Raw genomic sequence first — 22,853 nt, 5'->3', positions numbered from 1 at the left:
GTCTGCTACCGAAGCGTGTCGGCAGACCAACGTGTAGATGTCAGATCTTGTTGGCTTCTAGATCGGCTGCTGGCGGTGCGACGCCGTCAGCGGTATCCGATGCTGGGTTCGGGCTGTTGACCGAGAACTCCTCGAAGCTTTCTCCACGCCGCTCGCGGAGAACCGTGGCACCGACGACGAGGGCAACGACACAGATTGCGGCCGAGATCCACAGCCACATGGTGATGCCCTGGTCTTGGTAGAACACACCACCTTCCGGTGCGGCCATCATGTAGGGAGCCAGGACAGCGAACATGACGACGGGAAGAATCGAGGATGCTCCTGTCGTACACAACTGAACCGTGCCGGCGGTCGATCCTTGGTCGCCGACGGGCGTAGCACGCATAACCAGATTCGGGATCGCAGCGTTGGACACGCCGCCTGCCAGACCGAGGAGCAGACTGCCGATCATCACGGTGGCGAATGTATCGTGTGCCAGCGCGAGCGAGATCAACGCCGTCGCAAAGAGGGCGACTCCAAGGGTCAGGAATATCCGCGGGTTCCGCCCCCGTGCAAGGAGGAAGCCGATGACGACGCCGCCGATGACCGTGGCCAGTTGTTTCGGAGTCGCGATGCCCGAGAATTCGATGGTGTTCAGTCCGAGACCGTATGTGCCGCCGTTGTCCTTCGAGGTCATGGCGAGCAGGGGGATCAGCTGGTAGATCGAGGCGGATATCGAGTATGAAATCGCTCCCGCGAACGCCACGAAGACGAGGGGCTTACGTCGGAAGAGCGAAAGATTGATGATGGGCTCGTTGGCATTACGGGTGTGTCGTACAAACAGGAATCCCAGAGCGATGCCGATGAGCAGGAGTGGTGAGGCTTCGAGCCAGCCCCAAGTCCGGCCCATACTCACGTAGAGCATCACAGGCAGGACAGCACCAGCCAGGATGAGGCCGCCGAGTAGATCCGGCTTGGCCTCACGGCGCATCTTCGATTCGGGCAGGGTCACCCAGATAGCGACGCACAGGCCGAGAGTCCATATGGCATCGAACAGGAACATTCCGCGGAAGCCGTAGTTTGCCAGTAGCCAACCGATGACTGTAGGTGCCGCGAGGGAGAAGGCGCCCATTCCTGTCACGGTGATACTGGCCGCGAATGCTGCTTGTTTGGGCGGGTAGATGTCACGGACGAAAGAGGGGATCAGCGAGAGCGTTGCGAGGATAGGACCCTGGAGTACACGACCGATCAGCAGGATCGTGAAGTTCGGAGCGACGGCACAGATGAGGGCACCAACTCCGGACACCATCATCGTGATCAGCAGCACCCGGCGTTTGCCGTAGAGGTCGGCAGTTTTACCGAGCAGCGGTGCACATACCGCGCCGACGAGGAAGTAGACGGTTGTCAGCCAACCGCCCTGCGTCGTCGGGAATGCCTTCAGAATGTCGGGCAGGCCGATTGAAACCATGCTGGTGCCCAGCGAGAGCGCTTCGAGCACCATCGCCATGAGAATTGTTCCGACTATCAGGCGGACGGTCCAACCCTGCGCGGATCCGGGGTCGCTGCCATTCTTTGTCATCGAAAGTGCCATCTGAGATCTCTTCTCATTGAGGTAAGGACGAACCTGCAGGCACGCAGCCTCGCGAGTGTTCGCTCTATGAGGGACTAGGTGTAGCTGTGGTGCAGAAGACGGTCGGCGACGTTGCATGATCCGGCAATGTGGGGTCTTCAGGGCCGCAACGACTTCCGTAACGATGCTGAGACGAATGGCCGGCGTCAGATTGCCGTCGGCACGAGGAGGGGATTGTGCGTGTTGTCGGCGAAAGTGCAGTAGCCGCGCCCTCACACGCGGGTCCGTCATTGTCCGGCAAGCATAAATCGTGTTCATGCAAGTTACATAGTCCCGGTTCCGTTTGATGGAATGGCGAATGGACATTCGGAAACGACTGGTGGAGAGTCTTTTTCAGGCCGGATATATGGGTTTCGGCGGGTGGCAGTGACTCCTCGCGAACGTGCAGATCTGGTTAGGACGTTGTTCGAGCAGTCGGTCGCGCATCGCTAGATTGCGCCTAGGCACTGCCGTCAACAGTCGCTGCGTATCGGATTGCTGTCGGGGAAGTAAACCTTCTGCGAGGCCCCGGAAAAGCTAGTGGACGAGGAAGGCATATCGCATGAGTGACGAAGTTCGAGTGTGGATCGAACACAACCTGTGTACTGGAGATGGACTGTGTGTTCAGTACGCCCCCGATGTCTTCGAGTTCGACGCGGGTGGGGTAGCGCACGTCAAGAACGACCCTGCTGGACCCTTGTTGACCGATGAGGGGGCGTCGGCGAATGTGCCAGAACACCTTCGCCTCGATGTCATAGATGCAGCAGACGAATGTCCCGGTAACTGCATCCACGTGGCCCGCCTGTCAGACGGTGTCGAAATCGCCGGTCCGAACGCCGGCTAGTCGTTGTCCCAGTTTCCCGTGCAGACACGCACGATTGAGCATCAGTTACAAGAGGAGTGATTGTCGATGTCGGTTCTGGATGAATCCAAGGTCGATCGGGTTGTTCCGTGGTTCGAGGGTGATGTTCCGGCGGAGCAGGTTCCTGAGAAGTACCGTCTGGGTAGAGCTTTCATTCCGAAGACTCGCTTCCTTGATCAAGAGTTCTTGGATCTCGAGCTCGGTAAGATGTTCACTCGGACGTGGCAGATTGCGTGTCGGGTTGAGGAGTTGCCGAGTGTCGGTTGCTTCGTGGAGTACGAGATCGGTCGTTATTCCATTCTGGTGGTGCGTGAGTCGAAGGATTCGATTCGTGCGTATCACAATGCGTGTCGGCATCGCGGTACTCGCCTTGCGCGTGGGCGTGGTCGGGTGGGTTCGTTGATCTGTCCTTTCCACGGGTGGCGGTGGAATCTGGACGGTTCGATCAAGCTGGTGCTCGACCGTGAGGAGTTCGTGCCGCGTTCGGATGACGATCTGGGTTTGGGGAAGGTGAGAGCGGAGCAGTGGGCGGGTTTCGTATTCATCAATATGGATCCTGAGGCGAAGCCGCTGCTCGAGTATCTGGACCCGATCGCGAGGATTTTCGAGCCGTTCCAGATCGAGAATTTTCGGATCCGGTGGGGCAAGGGCGTTGTGATGGAGTGCAACTGGAAGACGGCGTTGGATGCGTTTCTCGAGGCGTATCACGTTGCGGGTACGCATCCTCAGCTGTTTCGTCTTGATCGCACCAATGACAAGATTGCGTCGTTGCGCGAGCTTGATATTCGTCCGTGGGCGCCGACGACGGTGTATGAGCGGCATGCTCATTATTCGGCGCTCGGACCGAAGTCGTCGGCGTCGAAGGATGCGGGTAAGGATCCGTCGAAGCGTAGTGGCGACGGTAAGTCCGATGAGCGCTTGTCGGTAGCGAATGCAGTGCAGTACCTGCACGAGGATATGGGTGGGCTGGAGAACGAGCGTAGTTGGCGTGCTGCGGAGGCGTTGAAGACGTCGGAGGTGCCTGAGGGTATGTCGGCGGGTCAGTATTTCCTTCAGTTGTATCGGGAGCTTTCGATTGCGGAGGGCTACGACTGGCCGGTTATTACGCCCGAGCAGTGGACGGAGGCGGGTAGTGCGTGGAATGTGTTCCCCAACAGCATTATTCTTCCTGGTCAGGGGTCTGTGTTCTGGTATCGGTCGCGTCCGGTCGACAATGATCCGAACAAGTGTCTGTTCGAGGTTTTCAGTCTTGATCAGATTCCGGTTGCCGACTACGACAAGAAGCGTGAGTTTACGCCGGAGTATTTCGATGATTACCGCGATGCCGATATGGGGCAGGTTTTCAATCAGGACTTCGCGAATATGAAGGAAGTGACGGTGGGAATGCATTCGCCGAGCTTTGATGGTCATCGGCTCAGCGAGGAGCAGGAGATGACGATTTGGAATCATCATCGTGTTGCGGATCGCTATATCTGGACCGACTGACCTCGGCACGCAGCAATTCGTGTTTTGTTTTGTTCGTTTTTCTTTGCGTCATTTGACGATTGGAGTGGAAAATGGGGATTCGATCTCTCGGCTATGTCAGGCTGAATGCACCTGACATCGATGCGTGGAAGACATTCGGGGAGGACTTCCTCGGGCTGATGCGTATCGACGGAGACAATCCGGACTCGCTCTATTTCCGAATGGACCACTATCCACCGCGTCTGGTGGTATCTGCGGCGGAAGAGTCCTCGCTCGGGGCACTGGGTTTCGAGGTGCTGAACCAACGTGACCTGGCTGAAGTCGTGACTGCCGTAGAAGCAGAGGGAATCAAGGTCACCGCTGGTTCGACTGAAGAATGTGCTGAGCGACGGGTTACAGGATTCGCTCGGTTCGACGATCCGGCTGGAAATCCGGTCGAATTGTTTTACGGACCCGTGCTCGATCACGTTCTCATCAACACGCCATTGGTGAGTCGTTTCGTCACCGGTGACATGGGAATGGGACATGCCATCGTCTCCGCCGAGGATGTGCCGTCGGCGTTCGACTTCTATTCTCGCGTACTTGGATTCGTCGAGCGGAACACAGCGGGCCCGACGTACTTCATGGGTTGCAACCCGCGACATCATTCATTCGGTCTTGCTCCCACGCCTGGCCCGGGCAAACTGCTCCACTTGATGGTCGAAATGGCTTCGATCGATGATGTCGGTCGTGCCCTCGACCGCGCCGCTGACCTGAACATTCCGATGATGAACACACTCGGCAAGCACACGAACGACCAGATGCTGTCGTTCTACGTCTATTCGCCGGAGTTGTACGCGATCGAATGTGGTTGGGAAGGCATTCGGGTTGAGACCGAGGAACCGACCTACGCGATAACCGAAGGGGCGCTCTGGGGACACAAGTTCACCCCGCCGCCGCTCCCCGCCTGATTGCAGACATGATGCCCCGGTGCTCTTTTTGAGCGCCGGGGCATCAGTCATATAGCGCGTAAGTTCCTGCACGGAAATCTAACTGGCTTGCCGGTCCGGATGAACAACGTTCGGCAATAACTCGTCCAGGCGGATCAGTTGAGGATGTCGCGGACTTGTGTGTTTTCGTTGCCGGCCAGCAGCATTGCCTGTGCGGCCTTCATGTGTTTACTCCAGTGAGTCGATGCGCCGTCGCCGTCGCGTTCGCGGAGGAGTTTGATGAGTTTTCGCAGCGATCGGATGAACAACCTGTATCGCTGCTGAGCGGCTTCGGCGTTGGACATGGCGCTTTCGCGGGCGATATTGCCGGAATGGCGTTCGAAAATTTCTTGGAGCATTCCGCCTATCAGTGCAAGTGTGGCGTTTCCCGACAACTGGACCATTCGGAGGTGAAACCGTGCTGCGGCAGGGCCGAAATCACCTACTGCGAAGGCCGCGGGTACTTCCTCGTCGATCAGCCGTTCGAGTTCGTCGAAGTCTTCAGTTGACCCGGTTTCGGCGAGGATCCGAGCTGCTGCTGGTTCGATAGCTTCGCGGGCGGCAAAGACGTCGACGACGGTGGCACCCGATAGCTCCAGTAGGAGCGAGGCAGGTCGGGCGACCACTTCGGGGCCTGGTACACACACGCGTGCACCGGATCTCGATCCGCGACGGACTTCGACGAGTCGTTCGGATTCGAGGACTCGAACCGCTTCTCTGAGTGTCGGACGGCTCACCGCGAAGTGTTCCATCAGTTCAGCCTCGTGTGGGAGGTGGTCGCCGTCCTTCAGTTCGCCGTCAACGATCATGCTGCGAAGCTTGAGTGCAACCAGCTCCGCGGTCTTCGGGGTGCGGATGGCGCGCCCGGAAGGTGATCGTTGCTCGAAGACGGGCGCTATGGCGGCGTCATCGGTCATGGGTACGTACACCTTCTCTAGTCAACGGTAACTATGCATACTCAGTAAAGCATCCTATTTAGAACATTGGCGGGAGCTGGGCGCATTGTCACTACGGTGTGGGTGGGCACGTGTGGACGTTCTCGAACCTCGTGGTTGCCGAATACGGACAGCATGAGTGTGTTCCGTTCTCGATTCCCTGGATTTCACGGACTGATAATGTCACATAACATAGTAAACTATGTTACCTTCGTTGAAATGGACGGTGTGGTAGCTCACCGTGATACTGACTGCCGGATTTCCGGCACACGCCAAGGAGCGGCAATGTTGACGACACGGTTTACCGAGGAATTTGGCGTTGAGCACCCCATTGTGCAGGGCGGCATGATGTGGGTTGGACGAGCAGAACTTGCAGCAGCGGTGTCCGAGGCCGGGGGTCTCGGTATCATCACGGCGCTGACGCAGCCGACTCCGGCGGCGCTTGCGCTCGAAATCGAGCGGTGTAAGGCGCTGACGGACAAGCCTTTCGGCGTAAATTTGACACTCACTTTGTCGGTTAATCCACCTCCGTACGCCGAGTTCCGTCAGGTGATCATTGATTCCGGTGTAAAGATCGTGGAGACAGCCGGTTCCGATCCGACGGTGCACGTCGAGCACCTGAAAGAAAACGGTATCAAGGTCATTCACAAGTGCACCAGTGTGAGGCACGCACTCAAAGCGGAGCGGATCGGCGTCGATGCCGTGAGCATCGATGGATTCGAGTGCGCAGGACATCCGGGAGAGGACGATGTCCCGGGCCTGGTACTGATTCCCGCGGCGGCGGATGCGCTGAAGATTCCGTTCATCGCTTCCGGCGGCTTCGCCGACGGCCGCGGTCTTGCTGCGGCACTCGCCCTGGGCGCGGACGGAATCAATATGGGCACTCGGTTCATGTGCACCCAGGAGAGCCCCATTCACGAGAACATCAAGCAGCAAATCGTGGGAGCCTCAGAACTCGATACCCAATTGATCTTCCGCCAGCTCCGCAACACGATGCGTGCAGCGCGAAACTCGGTCAGTGAGGAGGTTGTCGAAATCCTTGACAAGGGTGGGCGATTCAAGGATGTCAAGGATCTTGTCGTGGGTACCCGCGGCCGCAAGGTCTACGAGTACGGGGATCCGGAGGCCGGCATCTGGACCGTTGGTGTCGTTCAGGGATTGATCCATGATGTTCCTTCGGCCGGTGACCTCGTGCGCCGAATCGCTGCGGATGCGGAGACTCTGCTGGGAAACCTCGCCCGCAATGTTGTTGTCAGCCCTGTGACTGCGGGCTGAGCGTCTGATGACAGAGACTGGTTCAGCAGTCGTGAAAACTGACGAGTCGCCGCTTCTGGTCGAGCGAGACGGACACGTCACGGTCTTGACACTCAATCGTCCGGAACGTCGCAATGCGATCAACCGAGCAATGCGAAAGGCGATCAAGAAAGAACTCTGGAAGGCCGACGCCGACGACGACGTCCGCGTCGTTGTCATCACCGGTGCCGGCACCTCGTTCTCCGCAGGAGTCGATCTCCCCGAGGCGCTTTCAGGCCCGTCTCCGCGAACAGAAGGTGCTACGCCGACACAGGTATTGAGAGGAATTTCGAAACCTGTCATCGCCGCTGTGAACGGACCGTGCTATACCGGCGGTTACGAACTCGTGGTGAGTTGCTCGTTCATCATTGCCTCGGACCTCGCGGAGTTCGCCGATACTCATGCGCAGATCGGCCTGCTCAACGGATGGGGCGGCAGCGCGATGCTCCCACGAATGGTGGGGTTGCCCGCAGCCGTACAGTTCATGCTCAGCGGGGAACCGATAGACGGTGCGACCGCAGCACGGATCGGGCTCGCGAATGAGGTTGTAGTGCATGACCAACTCATGGACCGCACCCTCGAGATTGCTCACAAGATCGCAGCCGGTCACCCTGGTGCGATCCAGCGAATGTTGCGTCTTCTCAAGGAAGGCGCAGGAGCATCCACGTCGCACGCCCTCGGTCTCGAAATCGAGGCGTCGGTGGGCTTCCGCTCGAACGGCGCCGATGTCGGTGCTCGTTTCGGCAAGCGTCGCGCTGAAAAAGACTGATCCAGAGAAGTTTTCGAACCAAGCAAGGGGAGGTGGCCGCGGTGGAAATGGCTTCTACGGCAGTACTCGACGCTCATATCGGCGACTGGCGTGTTCGGCTGACCGCACTACTCGACGACTATCGGGCACGTACGCGTCCGGCTACGTCCCGGGCTCGATTCGAAGAGTCGGTGTCCTGGCAGAGTGAACTCGTCGACGCGGGTTTGGCGGCCCCCGGCTGGCCCGCCGAGGTCGGCGGAATGGAACTCCCACTCGAAGACCAGCTCGACTACTACCGGATGACATCGCAGGCCGGAGTTCCGAAGCATCCATGTGCTATGTCGATGATTGTGGCACCCACGATCATCGTCCACGGGACCCAAGAGCAAAAGGACCGTTTCCTCGATCCACTCTTACGTGCGGATGAACTCTGGTGCCAAGGCTTTTCCGAACCAGGCGCCGGAAGTGACCTCGCATCACTGTCCACCCGCGCAGTCCGTGACGGAGATGTCTATCGGGTGACAGGTCAGAAGATCTGGACAACGAAGGCCGACAAGGCCGATTGGATCTTTGCGCTTGTCCGGACCGGACCGGCCGGTCGAGGAACATCGGGCATCACCTACCTGTTGATCCCGATGAACTCACCGGGAATCGAGGTGCGGCCCTTGCGCGATGCTGCCGGAGGCCACCATTTTGCCGAGGTCTTCCTCGACGACGTCGAGGTACCGGTTGCGAACCGCCTCGGGGTCGAAGGCGAGGGATGGTCCATCATGCGGACATCTCTCGGCCATGAACGCGCTACCGCCTTTCTCGCGGACGAGTTCCGTTACCGAGGGACCGTCGACAAAGTTGTCCGTCTGGCGATTGATCAGGGCTATGGAAGCGACCCACTGATTCGTCAGGAGCTTGCACAGCTCGAGACGTCGGTGCGGAGCATCGCGGCGAATAGCGCGAGGGCGCTTGATGCGGTACTGCGCGGTGAAGATCCAGGCGGTGTCGCGTCGATCAACAGGCTGGTCAAATCCGAATTCGAACAGCGTTTGCATTCGTTGGCGCTGCGGCTGACCGGGAACGCGGTCGTTCTCGGCGCGCGTTCGACCGGAGTGGTTGAAAATGGACGGTGGACTTTCGGATATCTGATGTCACGAGCAGCCACGATCGGCGCCGGAACCGCGGAGATCCAACGCAACACGATTGCGGAGGGCGTGCTCGGACTGCCGTCGCATCGAGGCGAAGGTCGGCGGATTCCCACGGTGACACCCGGCCGGCCGCTCATCACCCCGGAAGAGGACGAAGCAGCATTGCGTGAGGTCGTCGGTTCGATGGTGTCCTCCGGTGTAGAGACCGAGCGGCTTCTTGCCCGGGAAGTGGCACCCGCCGACTACGACATCGGGCTCTGGGACAATCTGGTCAGCTTCGGGCTACCCGGTTTGGCCGCACCGAGCTCTCTCGGTGGAGGGGACGCTTCACTGCGTCTGTTGTGCGTTGCCGTCGAGGAAGCCGCATACCATCTCGCGCCCGTGCCGCTGGTCCCCACGGCAATCGCTCTGGAGTTGCTCCTTGCGGTCGGGGCGCAGGACGCGGCCGAAGCTGTCATCGGTGGAGCGACTGCGGCCTTCGTCGCCGCGGTGGACGATCGTGGATGGGTTCGCGACGAGGGATTACCGGTGGTCGAGGGCGGCCGGCTGACCGGCACCGTGGAACGTGTCGTGGGTGCGCCGGTAGCCGATGTGCTGGTGGTGCTCGCGACTGATGCGGCTACCGGCGATCCGGTGCTCGCGACCATTACATCGGAGGAGTTCACAGCTACGACACAGAACCCGGTGGATCTGACTTCGACGGTAGGCATAGTTACGTTCGATCGGGCGGCGGCGACGACCGTGGCCTCTGGAACCGATGTAGTTCGTGCACTCGAGTCCGCAGGTCGTGTAGCCCGTTTGCTGGTTGCCGCGGACTCGGTCGGTGTTGCGAATCGGGCGCTCGCACTCGCAGTCGAGTGGGCAGGCCGGCGTGAACAGTTCGGTCATGCCATCGGTTCGTTCCAGGCGATCGCTCACAAATGCGCGGATCTGCTGGTCCTCGCGGAAGGCGCTCGAGCCCAGGTGCTCGAGGCTGCGGATCGTGATGCTGCTGATCCGGATGCTGCAACAGCTGCCGATCTTGCTGCGGCAGAGGCGTTGTCGGCGGCGGTGAAGGCAACCGAGGAATGTATCCAGATTCATGGTGGTATCGGTTTCACCTGGGAGCATCCATCGCATCTGCTCCTTCGGCGAGCAATGGCGAATGAGGCTTCGATCTGTCGGCCCGAGGTGCTGAGGGATCTCGCCGCCGGCGAGTTGATCGCCCGTCTGGGGTAATCAGCGTGATCAGTGTGATCCGGACATGACGAAGGCCGTGAACCCTGGGTGACCAGGCTTCACGGCCTTTTATTGCGTATGTGGTTGACCGGTATAAAGATTGGGAAACGTTCGATGGCGCAGGGGATCGGCGTTCAGAGCGGAAAGCGGAGCAGGCCCTCCTGCGTTGTACTTGCCACCAGCGTGCCTTTCCGGTCGAAAAGGCGGCCTGTGCTGATTCCGCGTCCGCCACCCATCCAGTATCCGTGCTGTTCGTATAGATGCCATTCGTCAGATCTGAACGGTGCGTGCAACCACACCGCGTGGTTCATGCTCGCCAGCTGGAGTCCGGGTGTGTCGATATGTCGGGCATGGGGAGGGAGGGTCGCCGAAAGCAGGAACAGGTCTGAGCAATATGCGAACCCCGCGGCATGGATCAGACGTTCGTCCCCCAGGGGTTCCAGCGTGCGAATCCACGCGCGTTGCCGCGGCGGTCCGTTCTCTCCTCGTCGGCAGGCGAGTCGTGGGTACTCTTCGGGAAAGCGGAACTCGATTCCGACGCCGGCCATCAATGGCGGGAGCCAATTCGCCTCGGCGGCTTCCGAAATGGTGAGGCTGTCCTGAAAGTGAGGTAGATCCTCCGGTAGCGGTGGTACAGGAGACGGCTCTATATCTTGATGTCGCAGTCCCTCTTCATCTCGTTGGAAAGATGCCGTAGCCAGGAGTAGCGTCCGTCCACCTTGAACGGCGCGTACGTGGCGGGTGGTGAAGCTCGCGCCATCGCGCACGCGCTCGACGTGGTAGTCCACTGGGAGATCGGACCTTCCCGGGTGGACGAAATTTGCGTGCAGTGAATGGGGGTGGTGCTCGTGCTCGATGGTACGGCCTGCCGCGAGGAGCGACTGTCCCAAGGTCTGTCCCCCATAGACGCGGCGGACACCAGTGTGTGATTCACCGCGAAAGCTGTTCGAATCGAGTTGCGCGAGTTCAAGGATCGAGCTGACCGGTGGACGGGAAAGGCTGGCTAGGGCTGGCGTCGCCAATGGATGAGGCATAGCTGAAAAGTATAACTAGGTAATCTTGAATCAGTATTGCGGGCGCGCCCGCGGCCGATTCGGCACGTCGACACGAATCAGCCACGGCAGGAGGGGGATTGGCGAATCAGGTCGCTGGAACTAGCGGGGTGCGAATCGCTGTCCGGCGTCCAGGCGCAGGGCCTGTCCATTGAGCATTGGATTGTCGACGACCGCGAGTGCGAGCTTGGCGTATTCCTCCGGTCGGCCCATTCGCTTCGGGAACGCCGCGTCCTCGACGAGAGGTGCGACCTGCTCGTCGGTGAACTTCGCGGTGGCGCCGGTGGCGAACAAGCTGGGTGCAATTGCGACGACGCGGATGCCCTGCGGTCCGAGGTCTCGTGCCATGACCAGTGCCATCGCGGCGATGCCGGCCTTTGCGGCGCTGTAGGCGACCTGGCCGATCTGACCCTCGAAGGCGGCGATGGAGGAGGTGTTGACGATGACTCCACGCTCCTCGTCCTCGGGGTCGTTGCTGGACATGTGGAAGGCCTGCAGCCGATTGAGGTTGAAGGTGGAAATCAAGTTGAGATCGATGATCTTTCGAAAGCTGTCGAGGTCGTGGGGGCCGTTGCGGCCGAGGGTCTTCTTCACGGATCCGCCACCGGCGGTGTTGACGGCGATGTGAAGTCCGCCCAGTTCGGTCACGGCGTTGCCGAGAGCTTGTTCGGCTCCCTCGAAATCAGTGATGTCGATCGGATGGAAGATGCCGCCGATGTCGGTGGCGATTTCTTTGCCGTCACTGGTCTCCCGATCGAGAATTGCGACCTTGGCTCCCGCCGCGGCGAGGGCTTCGGCCGTCGCCCGGCCCATGCCCGATGCGCCGCCTACCACTACGGCCTTCTTTCCGGTGATATTCATACGTCGTCCTTAATCGTGTAGGTGTTCGCCTGTGAAGGCTTGAGTTAACTTATAGTACTATCTAAACTATGTGACGCGCGCTACCTTTAGGGGGCATAGGTGCGTTGTCCGAAGAATTCTCAGTGGCCGTGCGCGGCCGAACTGCTTGTCCCCATGAACGGAGCAATCGTGATTCTCAAGGTCGGTCAATCGTTGGCCAGCAATGTCGACACCACCACACTGATCGTGGTTCGCTCTCCTCAGGGAGGTGACGTGACACTGACCTGCGGTGGGTCTGCGATGGAAGAGGGCAAGAAGCCCTCGGGAGACGGTTCCACGATCGATCCGGCGAACACCGGTGGCGCCGTGCTCGGCAAGCGGTACGTCGACGAGTCTTCGGGTTTGGAGGTGCTGTGCACCAAGTCCGGTCAGGGGCAGCTCGCATTGGACGGGGTCGCGCTTGTGCTCAAGACCGCAAAGCCGCTTCCGTCCTCCGACTAGCAGTCTGCTTTTCGGCCAAGTAGTGCGTACCCAGAACGAAGACGAGTGGAGTGACGGATGAATATTTCGATGCTGCTGGACATGGCGGTCGATGGTTTCGGCGACCGCGTTGTCATCGGATCGAAAGACGCGGGCATCTCCGCGACGAGGTTGAACGAACTGGCAGTGGCCGGCGCAGACATGATCCGGAAATCGGGTGCTGATGCAGTGGTGTATCTGGCAGTCAACGGTCCGGCTTTTCCGGTCGCGATGTTTGCCGCTGCGCGCGCAGGCGTGCCGCTGGTTCCGGTCAACTACCGTTTGGGTCGCGAGCAGCTCGATTCACTTCTGTCGAATCATCCCCGAGCGCTGGGTATCGCTGACCCGAACCAGGCTGCCGTTCTGGCGAGTGCCGGACTGAGTGTGCATACGCCGGAAGAGTGGATGCGCTTGCTCTCGGGTTCGGACGTGACGACGGCCGATGAGGAGGAGGCTCTCGATGACGACGGCCCGGCGGTCGTCATCTATACCTCCGGCACGACCTCCGCGCCGAAAGGCGTGCTTCTTCGCCACGAGAATCTGTCGTCGTACGTGTTCGGATCGGTCGAATTTGCAAGCGCGGAGGATGCGGACGCGGCCTTGGTCAGTGTTCCGCCCTATCATATTGCGGCAGTAGCGAATGTGATCACGAATCTCTACGCCGGTCGTCGAACGATGGTCCTCGAGCAGTTTACGCCGGAGCAGTGGCTCGATACGGTTCGCAGTGAAGGCGTCACAAACGCTCTCGTGGTTCCCACGATGTTGGCCCGAATTGTGGATTCCGATGCGACAAAGGATATTCCGTCCTTGCGGGGCCTTGCATACGGCGGAGCGCCGATGCCCACTCGGGTTATCGAGCGAGCGCTGCAATTGTGGCCCGAGATCGGTTTTGTCAATGCTTATGGATTGACCGAGACCAGCTCGACCATCGCAGTTCTCGGCCCTGATGATCATCGAACAGCGATTGTCGGCGATGACGAAAAGGCCAGGGCACGACTTGGTTCGGTGGGTCGTCCGGTCCCCGGGGTCGAGATCGAGATTCGCGGAGACGATGAAACGGTCTTGGGGGCAGGAGAAGTGGGCCGAATCTGTGTGGCCGGTGACCAGGTGTCGGCAGAGTATGCAGGAGTTGGTCGGATGGTTGACGGCCGCGGCTTCTTCGATACGCGGGACAAAGGATATCTCGACGACGAGGGCTATCTTTTTGTCGGAGGTCGTGTGGACGACACCATTATTCGAGGCGCGGAGAACATCGCTCCCGCCGAGATCGAAGATGTGATTCTGCGGCACCCGGCCGTGCTGGATGTTGCCGTCGTCGGGATGCCGGACGAAGAGTGGGGGCAGCGAATCGAGGCGGCGGTTGTGCTTCGTCCGGGCGAGGGGGCCGATGTGGACGAATTGCGCGCCTTTGTGCGCGAGAAGTTGCGCAGTAGCAAGACACCTGAGCGAATCGTGTACTGGGACGAACTCCCGCGCACGGAGACGGGCAAGCTTGTCCGACGACATGTGGTCGAACGGCTCGGTACGCAGGTAGCACCTATCTGATCTGGTTACGTTCAGCTGCAGTCGATTTCGACTTCGCATCTTGGTTCGTGCCAACATCCGATCCTTGGAATCTCTTACATATATTACTAAGTTGACCTACTATTGGGTGGGGTCGAGTTGGATCATGCCGCTCGCCCAGTTGGCGTATCGGCATAGACATCATTTGCGCCCTATCGATCACGGAGGAATTCCATGAGCACATCGGAGATCACGGAAGCCGAACCCGAGGTTTACAGCTTCCTCGAGGACGACATTCAGCGGGCCCGGGACCTGGTCGGCATTTACCACGCCGTCACCCAGCGCGAGCAGTTCAGCCGGGTCACGCCGGACGTGGTGCGCAACTTCGCCCGCAGTTACGGAGACGACAATCCGTTGTTCGTCGATGAAGAATATGGACGTGACACACGCTGGGGTGGCCAGATTGCACCGCCGATGATCAACATCGGACTGCGCAAGGAACTGCTCGCAGATCGTGTCCCGCGCGAACAGCGTCGCCCGGCCTTCCGTGGTATCCACGTGTTTGTCTCCGGCAGCACAACCGACTGGTACCGACCTGTGTACGACGGTGACACCGTCTACTCGTTCCACGGCTTCGAGAAGGTTGAGCTCAAAGAGTCCGAATTCGCGGGCCGATCGCTACTCGTCACGCGTATTCACGTGCAGTTCAACCAGCGCGCAGAGGTCGTGCAGGCGCAGCGCGTGCTCACGATCCACACGGAGCGGCACGAGTCGAAGAAGCGAAAGAAGTATGACGCAATCGAGCCTGCGACATACACGCCCGAGGACATTGCGAAGATCGACGAGATCTACGCGGCCGAGAAGCCTCGAGGTGCAGAGCCTCGATACTGGGACGACGTACAGGTCGGCGAGAGCCTCGACCAGATGGCAAAGGGCCCGCTGACAGCTACCGACATGATGGTCTTCCATTCCGGTGGTTACGGTTTCGCGCCTTATACGCCGTCGGCCTCGCGCCTGACATACAAGAATCGGCAGCGCATCGCCCCGTTCTACATTCCCAACGAACAGGGCGTTCCTGATGTGGCGCAACGCATCCATTGGGATAGTGAGTACGCCCGCTCCATCGGCCTTCCGGCTGCATACGACTATGGAATGATGCGTGACTGCTGGCTGACGCACGTCCTGACCGACTGGATCGGTGACGGAGGCTGGATCGAGACGATGTCCAGTCAGATGCGTAAGTTCAACTACCTCGGTGATACCCACATCTTCACTGGAGAGGTTGTGGGGAAGAGAATAGAAGGCGACCGACACCTGATCGACATCGAACTCCGGGGAACAAGTCAGCGCGGCGAGGTGACCTGTCCGGCTACAGCGACGGTGTCGCTGCCGAGTCGGGAGTCCGACCTTGCCGTTCTCCCGACCGCGCCGGCGGAGTGGGAGCGGATTGCCGCGCAGATGCTCAAGCGCAACGGTGAGTTGCGTGCGCAGGCACGTTCTGGCTCGAAGGCTTGAGCAACCGCGCCGATCCGCTCACGTGCCGGCGAGTCGGGTAGCTCGGTGGCTGAGAAATTTCGTTACGGTGTGTCCCTAACTTCAGGAGGACCTGTGGACTTGAGCAGTTTGACGACGGTGATCGCAGAGCAGAACGATCATGTTCTGACGATTACGTTGAACCGCCCCGATCGGATGAATTCGTTCACCAATGTCATGCGGAGCGAGTTCCGTTCGCTGTGGCACTACGCGGCGGAGACGGACGACGTCCATGTTGTGGTCCTGCGGGCAAACGGGGATCGCGCATTCAGCACCGGGATGGACGTCAAGGAAGGGACGTACGTCGCCGAGAACGTATTCACCCGCCGAGACCCGGGCGCTGACCTGTCACCGAAGCAGAACGGGTGCTGGAAGCCTTTGGTCTGTGCAGTGCATGGCATGGTCGCGGGCGGTGCGCTGTACTGGATCAATGAGGCGGACATCATCATTGCAAGTGATGATGCGCAATTCTTCGACCCGCACGTTTCTTACGGCCTGGTCGCGGCGCTCGAGCCGATCGGGTTGGCGCACCGCATCCCGATCGGGGAGGTGCTGCGCATGGTTCTGCTCGGTCTCGACGAGCGGATGTCCGCGGAGCGTGCCCGCGAGATCGGACTGGTCAGTGAGATCGTGTCGCGCGGTGATCTGTGGGACCGCGCGCAGGATCTTGCCGGCCGGATCGCGGCCAAGCCGGCGGCCGCGATCCAGGGAAGTATTCGTGCGATCTGGGAGTCGAAGGACTCGACTCGTTCGCACGCACTCGCCACGGCGATGTCGTACACATCGTTGGGCAATCCGATCGGCAAGGCTCAGGTCAGCCGATCAGAGGTGCCTACGCGAAAGTACGAGGTTCGATGACCGCCGCGTTGGCGCACTGCGCCGGCACAATGCGCAAAGGGAGCTGAGATGGACTACGGCATGACTGCCGAACTCGAGGATTTCCGCGCCGAGGTGCGGGCATTCGTGAAGGCCAACGCGCCTGCGATCGCGCCCAAGGCGGGGGTGCGCACGGCAGAGGATGCGGAAGAGCTTGCGTTACTGAAGGACTGGACACGAAAGCTCTTCGATGCTGGATACGTGGGTGAGTCGTGGCCGGAACGTTTCGGGGGGCAAGGTAATCCGGAATCGATGGAACGCGAGGTGATTGTGGGGGAAGAGTTGGCTCGCGGCCGCACCCCCGCCGCGGTTCAGGGGGCCTCCAAACTTGTCTCGAACGCACTGCTCGACTATGGAACCGAGGAACAGCGAAAGGCGTTCCTGCCCGGCATTCGTTCCGGTGAGCTGATCTTCTGTCAACTTTTCAGCGAGCCGAGTTCCGGTAGCGACCTGGCTTCACTGCGTACGAAGGCGATACGTACCGACGACGGCGGGTTCCGGATCAGCGGACAGAAGGTCTGGACGACCAACGGTCAGTGGGCTGATTACGGCTATCTGCTGGCGCGTACGGATCCGGAAGCGTCGAAGCATCGGGGGATCAGTGCTTTCATCATTGATATGCGATTGCCGGGCGTGGAGGTGCGCCCCCTCCGCGAGATGACTGGCACTTCGGACTTCAATGAGGTGTTTCTCGACAATGTCGAGGTAGGTCCCGATGCTCTGATCGGTGATCTGAACCAGGGTTGGGTGATTGCCAATTCCAGTCTTGGACATGAACGCAGCGCAGTCGCAGCCAGCGCAGCCCGGCTGCAGCAGAATGTTTCCGCTCTCGTCGATCTCGCCAAGAAGGTGACGAGGAACGGACGTCCCGCTATCGAAGACGGCGCCGTACTGGACAAGCTCGGTCAGTTGACTGCGTCGGTCGAAGCGCTCTCGGCGATGGTGTACGCCAACGTAAGTCGGTGGTCACGGAAGACAGAACGGGTCTTCGACGGCCCGATGGCAAAACTGTTCTTCAGCGAATTGGGAGTCGAGATCGCGCGATTCGCGCTCGAGCTCAGTGGTGAGGCCGGCGTTCTTGTCGAGCGCGACCCGAATGCAATCGATTGTGGGCGTTGGCAAGACGAATTCCTGTATGCCCGCGCTTATACGATCGCGGGCGGAAGTTCCGAGATCATGCGCAACATTATCGCGGAACGTGGATTGTCAATGCCGCGCTGACGCAGGGATTTACATAGCCGGCGCCGCCGATTTCAGGATGTGCATCGCTCCGGCAAGGGGAGACTCGTGATATTCGAGTCTCCCCTTTTTTGTTCGGAGCCATCACCGAAGAAATAAAAGAATTGACCTAGTTAACTATGTGATCTATCTTATAGTTACACGCGTTCTATCGGCGCGATCGGATGCCGGGTGGCGCCTTATGGGCGGGCCGGGGGAGCAATGGCTTCCTCGTCGGCAGAACTGGAGGCAGTCAATGGCGGGAATCAGAGACGGGTTGGGTGCTCTGTGGTTGGCACCCGATGGCGCGAACATGATCCAGCAGGATGGTCGATGGGTCACATGGGGTGAGGTTCGCGTCCTCGCTGAACGTATCGACGAGCAACTCAGCCGGGTGGGATGCGACGAGGGTTCTCGTGTCGGCGTTGTTCTGGGAAACAGGATGGAGTCCGTCGCGGCCCTCGTGGCCATCCTCGGCAAAGGGCGAACAATCGTCACGCTGAACCCGATGCAGCCGGCTGCACGTCTGTCATCGGACCTGGTGAGTTCCAAACCGCAGGTCGTTCTCGGCCCCTCGAGTGCCTGGAAGGAGACTGAATTCTTTTCGGCTGCTGAGGATTTGGGAATTGTGGGCTTCGCTGTAGATGGCGTCGAGCTCCGACAATGCAGTGGCGGATCCTCGGCAACGATCGAAGCCCTGCACACCGAGGAGCATCCGGTGGCGGTGGAAATGTTCACCTCTGGAACAACAGGACCTCCGAAACGGGTCCCGCTGACATGGCGCCAGCTCGATTCCGCGATGTCAGCGGTGCACGGCCATACCGGTGCGGCCGGCCCTGAACGCGACCCGCTCACCGGACGGGTGTCATTGGTGTTCTTGGCGATGGTTCACATCGGCGGCCTGTGGGCAGTTCTGCAGGCGCTCACCGAAGCTCGACCCTTTGTCCTACTCTCGCGATTCACCGTAGACGGGTGGGTTACCGCGGTATCCGAGCATCAACTGCGGGTCGCCAGCTTGCCCCCGGCGGCAATGCGATCGGTACTCAGTGCCGATATCCCGGCAGAGAAGCTGTCGAGCTTGCGTGCGGTGACGGCAGGCACGACCTACGTCGGCCCGGATCTGGCCGAGGAGTTCACGCACCGGTACGGCGTGCCCGTATTGATCATGTACGGTGCCACCGAGTTTTCCGGTGCCATCGCCGGATGGACCAAGCCGCTGCATACCGAATGGTGGGCGCGCAAGCGTGGCAGCGTCGGGCGGCCGTTTCCGGGCGTGCATCTGCAGACTGTCGACGACAACGGAGAGGTCCTGCCGGTCAACGAGACCGGAAAGCTCGAAGTGCGGGCGGGTCAGACCGGTAAAGGTGCGAACGGTTGGCTGCGTACCAGCGATCTCGCGCACATCGACGAGGACGGATTCCTGTATATCGACGGTCGAGCTGACGACGCAATTGTCCGGGGCGGCTTCAAAGTTCACCCGGAGGTCGTTTCGAACGCCTTGCGTGCGCATCCGTCGATCCTCGACGCGAGTGTGTACGGGAAAGCTGACGATCGGCTAGGACAGGTGCCGGTCGCTGTTGTCGAGCTTGTGGACGGTGCGATTCCTTTGGTCGAGGACGAAGTGAAGACATTCCTCCGTGGCCAGTTGACCGGTTACGAGGTGCCCGTCGATATCCACACCGTCGACGAACTTCCGCGGGGAGTATCACTCAAGATCGATCGTCGCCGACTGCTGGAGTTGGTGGCAGATCTCGAAGCTGCCCGAGTTTGACGCAGGCGATCGTTAAACGCCTTTTCGAATCGCTCGTGGTACCACTCAAACGAATTCGGGCTGCTGCCCGGTAATGCAAGGAGTACAACATGACTGCAGTCATCGTAGAAGCAGTGCGCACCCCGGTCGGCCGACGCAACGGCGGATTGTCGAGCGTTCATCCGGCCGATCTGTCGGCCGTAGTTCTCAATGCGTTGGTCGAGCGCGCCGGTATCGACCCTTCAATTGTCGAGGATGTCATCTGGGGTTGCGTCCAGCAGGTCGGAGACCAGGCCAACGACGTTGCTCGCAATGCGGTGCTGGCCGCCGGCTGGCCTGAATCCGTTCCGGGGGTGACGGTCGACCGTCAGTGCGGTTCGTCGCAGCAGGCGCTCAACTTTGCCGTCGCCAGTGTTGCAGCGGGACACTACGACGTTGTCGTTGCCGGTGGTGTCGAGTCGATGTCCCGAGTGCCGATGGGGTCCGCGGGAACCTTCGAGGGGAGCCCGTACAGCCCGGCTTACATGGAGCGCTACAACGGAGTCAAGCCGAACCAGGGCGTTGGTGCAGAGGCGATCGCGGAGAAGTGGGGTCTGACGCGAAATGACCTGGACACGTTCGCAGTTCAGTCACATGAACGTGCAGCAGCTGCTCAGGATGCAGGGCTGTTCGACCACCAGATCGTTTCGGTGACGACGCCGGACGGCACCGTGGTCTCGCGAGATGAGGGAATCCGTCGCGGCTCTTCTGTCGAATCACTCGGAAAGCTCAAGACGGTCTTCAAGGAAGACGGTGTCATCCATGCGGGTAACGCGTCACAGATCTCGGACGGCGCGTCGGCGCTGCTGATCATGAGCGAAGAGGCCGCTGCGCGGTACGGGGTGACTCCGATAGCGATGATTCACTCGGTCGCTGTTGTCGGAGACGACCCGATCATCATGCTCACAGCTCCGATCCCGGCCACGAAGAAGGTGCTCGAGAAAGCTGGTCTGACTGTCGACGATATCGGTGTCTTCGAAGTCAACGAAGCTTTCGCGAGCGTGCCACTTGCGTGGCTGGCAGAGGTCGGAGCGGACCCCGCGCGGGTCAACCCCAACGGAGGTGCAATTGCTCTCGGGCATCCCCTCGGTGGATCGGGCGGACGAATTCTGACGGACATGCTGCATCACATGCTTCGCAACAACATCCAATACGGCTTGCAGACGATGTGCGAGGGCGGCGGACAAGCCAACGCCACCATCCTCGAGCTCGTGAACGCGCGCTGAAACCCGATCCAGCACAAGGAGGAGACAACAATGAGCGAAACGAACGAACCCGCGGTTCTCGTAGAGCGAGTGGGCAATGTCATGGTGATTACGATCAACCGTCCGTCAGCACGTAACGCGGTGAACTCCGCAGTAAGTGCGGGCGTCGGCGGAGCATTGGACGAAGCTGCCGCGGACCCCGATGTGCGTGCGATTGTTCTGACAGGAGCAGGGGAGAAGTCCTTCTGTGCGGGTGCTGACCTCAAGGCTATTTCGAGAGGTGAATCGGTGTACGCGCCGAATAATCGGGAATGGGGATTTGCCGGTTTCGTCAACAAGTACACCGACAAGCCCACGATTGCCGCGGTTAACGGAACGGCACTGGGCGGTGGCACGGAGTTGGCGATGTCCGCGGATCTCATCGTTGCGGCCGAAAATGCAACCTTCGGTTTGCCCGAGGTCAAGCGTGGGCTTATTGCGGGCGCTGGTGGTGTCTTCAGGTTGCCTGAACAGATGCCGCAGCGACTGGCAATGGAAATGATCTTTACCGGCGATCCGATCAGTGCCGCCCGCGCACTCGAGGTCGGTCTGATCAACCAGGTTGTGCCCGAGGGGCAGGTTGTCAGTGCGGCTGTCGAACTGGCACAGCGGATTGCGGTCAACGCGCCGTTGTCGGTGCAAGCCAGTAAGCGCGTCGCTTACGGTGTCGTGGACTCGATCCGCGTCGAGGAGGCTGACCGGTGGGTTTTGTCGGCCGCCGAGTGGGATCAGCTCGCAACTAGTGAGGACTCCAAGGAGGGGCCTCGCGCGTTTGCGGAAAAGCGCGAGCCGGTCTGGAAAGCACGCTGAACCGAGTTCTCTGATTATTCCGAAACGACCCGGGTTGCACTTACTCAAATGCAATCCGGGTCGTTTTGTGTTGGCTTGCTGCCTCGTAGTCTTGGTTCGGCTCAGACGTTGACGAGGCGGCGACGGTGGTAGCTCACCGAACCGTCGAGTAGCTCGTCGACTTTGATTCGGCGGATGAGTAGATGCAGGTCGTGCTCCCAGGTGAATCCGATTCCGCCGTGTACTTGCAGCGCCGTCTGAGCGGCGGAGCTGGTTCCCTCACCGGTGAACGCTGCGGCCGCCGCGACGGCCCGAGCGCGGACACCGGGGTCGTCCCCGTCGAGAGCCACAGCCGCGGCCCACAATGCCGCGCGCGATGCCTCGATTGACAGGGCCATATTTGCGCAATGGTGTTTAACGGACTGGAAGCTTCCGATCGGTTGCCCGAACTGCGTGCGTTGCCCTGCGTATTCGACCGTGAGGGCGAGGAGTGCTTCTGCGGCGCCGAGCGCGTCGACGGCTCGGAAGGTTGCCAACTGATCACGAACGAAACCCACTGTGCCGCTGGATAGCAGCGTCCACTCGCCGGCTTCGAAGGTGAGATCAATCTCGGCTACCGCCCATGACCGCGTTACATCCAGAGTTTCGAGGACACGCGTGCTGACGGCTGCGATGTCCACTACTGCGGCGACCTCGGCGCCGTCGATAGTGGATGTGACGAGAAGGAGTCGGTGGGCGTCTATCAGGCCCGTTATCGGAGCCGTAGTTCCCTGTACTCGAAGTGATGTCCCTTCGACTGTGGCATGCAGCGCGGAGTTTTCGGGTGAGCTGAGCGCCGGCACGACCAAGGACGCCCCGTCAGTGGTCTCGTCGAGGGCCTGGTGGCCGATTTGTTCGAGTAAGCGGGCCGCCGCAGCCAACTCGGCCACGGGTACGGGGCTTCCTGCGCGGCCGTGCTCCTCTGCCAGCACCAGCAGATCGACGTGCGTGCCACCCATCTCTGTTGTGAGAAGACCGATCAGACCCGACTCGGCAAGACGGCGAAGGCGTGCCGGCGAAACTCGCGCCGGAGCATCGTCTATCAACGGGCGGCGTTCCATGAGGGGTGAGTTCTTCACCAACCAGGCCCGTTCGGCCTCCGCTAGGGCTACCTGCTCGTCACTCAGCGCGAAGTCCATGGCTCTCCTCTATAAGTCGTATTTCTTGACATAGTTAACCATGTCATCTACCTTTTCGGTAGTGACGCCAAGGAGTGCGTCTGCATCGAGAGTCCAC

General features: G+C 60.1%; 19 protein-coding genes. 14 read left to right on the top strand and 5 right to left on the bottom strand.

Annotated elements, in window-relative coordinates; all coding sequences use genetic code 11:
* Positions 1–40 precede the first annotated feature (40 nt).
* Complete coding sequence (locus R4P64_RS31745) at positions 41–1,558, bottom strand: MFS transporter (RefSeq protein WP_179300761.1); 1,518 nt, start codon at positions 1,556–1,558, stop codon at positions 41–43.
* Positions 1,559–2,150: 592 nt separating this feature from the next.
* On the opposite strand from R4P64_RS31745, the gene R4P64_RS31740 reads away from it, so the two are divergent.
* The 3 genes from R4P64_RS31740 to R4P64_RS31730 all read left to right on the top strand — a co-directional run bounded on the left by R4P64_RS31740 (position 2,151) and on the right by R4P64_RS31730 (position 4,864).
* Complete coding sequence (locus tag R4P64_RS31740) at positions 2,151–2,432, top strand: ferredoxin (RefSeq protein ID WP_033236768.1); 282 nt, start codon at positions 2,151–2,153, stop codon at positions 2,430–2,432.
* A gap of 66 nt (positions 2,433–2,498) precedes the next feature.
* The gene (locus R4P64_RS31735) at positions 2,499–3,935 is read left to right on the top strand and encodes an aromatic ring-hydroxylating oxygenase subunit alpha (protein ID WP_033236769.1); all 1,437 of its coding nucleotides are present in this window, start codon (positions 2,499–2,501) and stop codon (positions 3,933–3,935) included.
* 71 nt (positions 3,936–4,006) lie between these two features.
* Positions 4,007–4,864, top strand: a complete 858-nt coding sequence (locus R4P64_RS31730; protein WP_033236770.1) for a VOC family protein — start codon at positions 4,007–4,009, stop codon at positions 4,862–4,864.
* A 134-nt stretch (positions 4,865–4,998) separates the two neighbouring features.
* Here the strand turns inward: R4P64_RS31730 and R4P64_RS31725 are convergent, their stop codons facing one another.
* Entirely contained in the window at positions 4,999–5,799 is an 801-nt protein-coding gene (locus R4P64_RS31725; RefSeq protein ID WP_033236771.1) for a FadR/GntR family transcriptional regulator, read from the bottom strand.
* Between the two features lie 303 nt (positions 5,800–6,102).
* Here R4P64_RS31725 and R4P64_RS31720 point away from each other — a divergent pair, with 303 nt between their 5' ends.
* The 3 genes from R4P64_RS31720 to R4P64_RS31710 are packed head-to-tail and all read left to right on the top strand — an operon-like array spanning position 6,103 to position 10,215.
* On the top strand, positions 6,103–7,092 hold the full coding sequence (locus tag R4P64_RS31720) for an NAD(P)H-dependent flavin oxidoreductase (RefSeq protein WP_033236772.1): 990 nt from the start codon (positions 6,103–6,105) through the stop codon (positions 7,090–7,092).
* A 7-nt stretch (positions 7,093–7,099) separates the two neighbouring features.
* Positions 7,100–7,879 carry an enoyl-CoA hydratase-related protein gene (locus tag R4P64_RS31715; protein WP_317824174.1) on the top strand — a complete coding sequence of 260 codons (780 nt, stop codon included), beginning with the start codon at positions 7,100–7,102 and terminating at the stop codon, positions 7,877–7,879.
* Positions 7,880–7,926: 47 nt separating this feature from the next.
* Complete coding sequence (locus R4P64_RS31710; protein WP_172937874.1) at positions 7,927–10,215, top strand: acyl-CoA dehydrogenase family protein; 2,289 nt, start codon at positions 7,927–7,929, stop codon at positions 10,213–10,215.
* A 134-nt stretch (positions 10,216–10,349) separates the two neighbouring features.
* Here the strand turns inward: R4P64_RS31710 and R4P64_RS31705 are convergent, their stop codons facing one another.
* Both R4P64_RS31705 and R4P64_RS31700 read right to left on the bottom strand, forming a co-directional pair.
* On the bottom strand, positions 10,350–11,249 hold the full coding sequence (locus tag R4P64_RS31705) for an acyl-CoA thioesterase (RefSeq protein WP_092803950.1): 900 nt from the start codon (positions 11,247–11,249) through the stop codon (positions 10,350–10,352).
* Positions 11,250–11,369: 120 nt separating this feature from the next.
* The gene (locus R4P64_RS31700) at positions 11,370–12,128 is read right to left on the bottom strand and encodes an SDR family NAD(P)-dependent oxidoreductase (protein WP_033236774.1); all 759 of its coding nucleotides are present in this window, start codon (positions 12,126–12,128) and stop codon (positions 11,370–11,372) included.
* A gap of 168 nt (positions 12,129–12,296) precedes the next feature.
* Between R4P64_RS31700 and R4P64_RS31695 the strand changes: the two genes are divergently transcribed.
* The 8 genes from R4P64_RS31695 (at position 12,297) to R4P64_RS31660 (ending at position 21,599) form a co-directional block, all read left to right on the top strand.
* Entirely contained in the window at positions 12,297–12,608 is a 312-nt protein-coding gene (locus R4P64_RS31695) for a hypothetical protein (RefSeq protein ID WP_092805089.1), read from the top strand.
* A 57-nt stretch (positions 12,609–12,665) separates the two neighbouring features.
* Positions 12,666–14,171 (top strand): class I adenylate-forming enzyme family protein, encoded by a 1,506-nt coding sequence (locus R4P64_RS31690; protein WP_092803947.1) that lies wholly within the window; start codon positions 12,666–12,668, stop codon positions 14,169–14,171.
* Between the two features lie 192 nt (positions 14,172–14,363).
* Positions 14,364–15,644: a MaoC family dehydratase N-terminal domain-containing protein gene (locus R4P64_RS31685; protein WP_033236777.1), complete on the top strand. Its 1,281-nt coding sequence runs from the start codon at positions 14,364–14,366 to the stop codon at positions 15,642–15,644.
* Positions 15,645–15,737: 93 nt separating this feature from the next.
* Positions 15,738–16,520 carry an enoyl-CoA hydratase/isomerase family protein gene (locus R4P64_RS31680; RefSeq protein ID WP_092803944.1) on the top strand — a complete coding sequence of 261 codons (783 nt, stop codon included), beginning with the start codon at positions 15,738–15,740 and terminating at the stop codon, positions 16,518–16,520.
* 48 nt (positions 16,521–16,568) lie between these two features.
* The gene (locus R4P64_RS31675) at positions 16,569–17,759 is read left to right on the top strand and encodes an acyl-CoA dehydrogenase family protein (RefSeq protein ID WP_033236778.1); all 1,191 of its coding nucleotides are present in this window, start codon (positions 16,569–16,571) and stop codon (positions 17,757–17,759) included.
* Positions 17,760–18,012: 253 nt separating this feature from the next.
* The gene (locus R4P64_RS31670) at positions 18,013–19,527 is read left to right on the top strand and encodes a class I adenylate-forming enzyme family protein (RefSeq protein ID WP_317824173.1); all 1,515 of its coding nucleotides are present in this window, start codon (positions 18,013–18,015) and stop codon (positions 19,525–19,527) included.
* 89 nt (positions 19,528–19,616) lie between these two features.
* Entirely contained in the window at positions 19,617–20,771 is a 1,155-nt protein-coding gene (locus R4P64_RS31665) for a thiolase family protein (protein ID WP_317824171.1), read from the top strand.
* A 30-nt stretch (positions 20,772–20,801) separates the two neighbouring features.
* The gene (locus tag R4P64_RS31660; RefSeq protein WP_033236781.1) at positions 20,802–21,599 is read left to right on the top strand and encodes a crotonase/enoyl-CoA hydratase family protein; all 798 of its coding nucleotides are present in this window, start codon (positions 20,802–20,804) and stop codon (positions 21,597–21,599) included.
* Positions 21,600–21,700: 101 nt separating this feature from the next.
* Here R4P64_RS31660 and R4P64_RS31655 read toward each other — a convergent pair whose 3' ends face one another.
* Positions 21,701–22,756: an acyl-CoA dehydrogenase family protein gene (locus tag R4P64_RS31655; protein WP_033236782.1), complete on the bottom strand. Its 1,056-nt coding sequence runs from the start codon at positions 22,754–22,756 to the stop codon at positions 21,701–21,703.
* Positions 22,757–22,853 lie beyond the last annotated feature (97 nt).

Origin of the sequence: Rhodococcus sp. IEGM 1366, from assembly GCF_033142425.1 — a bacterium.
Classification (GTDB): Bacteria; Actinomycetota; Actinomycetes; order Mycobacteriales; family Mycobacteriaceae; genus Rhodococcus_F; species Rhodococcus_F globerula.
This window is presented reverse-complemented; position numbering and strand designations above follow the sequence as displayed.

Coding starts and splice junctions, on each gene's coding strand:
- R4P64_RS31745 (WP_179300761.1), bottom strand. CDS start 1,558: ATGACAAAGAATGGCAGCGACCCCGGATCCGCGCAGGGTTGGACCGTC.
- R4P64_RS31740 (WP_033236768.1), top strand. CDS start 2,151: ATGAGTGACGAAGTTCGAGTGTGGATCGAACACAACCTGTGTACTGGA.
- R4P64_RS31735 (WP_033236769.1), top strand. CDS start 2,499: ATGTCGGTTCTGGATGAATCCAAGGTCGATCGGGTTGTTCCGTGGTTC.
- R4P64_RS31730 (WP_033236770.1), top strand. CDS start 4,007: ATGGGGATTCGATCTCTCGGCTATGTCAGGCTGAATGCACCTGACATC.
- R4P64_RS31725 (WP_033236771.1), bottom strand. CDS start 5,799: ATGACCGATGACGCCGCCATAGCGCCCGTCTTCGAGCAACGATCACCT.
- R4P64_RS31720 (WP_033236772.1), top strand. CDS start 6,103: ATGTTGACGACACGGTTTACCGAGGAATTTGGCGTTGAGCACCCCATT.
- R4P64_RS31715 (WP_317824174.1), top strand. CDS start 7,100: ATGACAGAGACTGGTTCAGCAGTCGTGAAAACTGACGAGTCGCCGCTT.
- R4P64_RS31710 (WP_172937874.1), top strand. CDS start 7,927: ATGGCTTCTACGGCAGTACTCGACGCTCATATCGGCGACTGGCGTGTT.
- R4P64_RS31705 (WP_092803950.1), bottom strand. CDS start 11,249: ATGCCTCATCCATTGGCGACGCCAGCCCTAGCCAGCCTTTCCCGTCCA.
- R4P64_RS31700 (WP_033236774.1), bottom strand. CDS start 12,128: ATGAATATCACCGGAAAGAAGGCCGTAGTGGTAGGCGGCGCATCGGGC.
- R4P64_RS31690 (WP_092803947.1), top strand. CDS start 12,666: ATGAATATTTCGATGCTGCTGGACATGGCGGTCGATGGTTTCGGCGAC.
- R4P64_RS31685 (WP_033236777.1), top strand. CDS start 14,364: ATGAGCACATCGGAGATCACGGAAGCCGAACCCGAGGTTTACAGCTTC.
- R4P64_RS31675 (WP_033236778.1), top strand. CDS start 16,569: ATGGACTACGGCATGACTGCCGAACTCGAGGATTTCCGCGCCGAGGTG.
- R4P64_RS31670 (WP_317824173.1), top strand. CDS start 18,013: ATGGCGGGAATCAGAGACGGGTTGGGTGCTCTGTGGTTGGCACCCGAT.
- R4P64_RS31665 (WP_317824171.1), top strand. CDS start 19,617: ATGACTGCAGTCATCGTAGAAGCAGTGCGCACCCCGGTCGGCCGACGC.
- R4P64_RS31660 (WP_033236781.1), top strand. CDS start 20,802: ATGAGCGAAACGAACGAACCCGCGGTTCTCGTAGAGCGAGTGGGCAAT.
- R4P64_RS31655 (WP_033236782.1), bottom strand. CDS start 22,756: ATGGACTTCGCGCTGAGTGACGAGCAGGTAGCCCTAGCGGAGGCCGAA.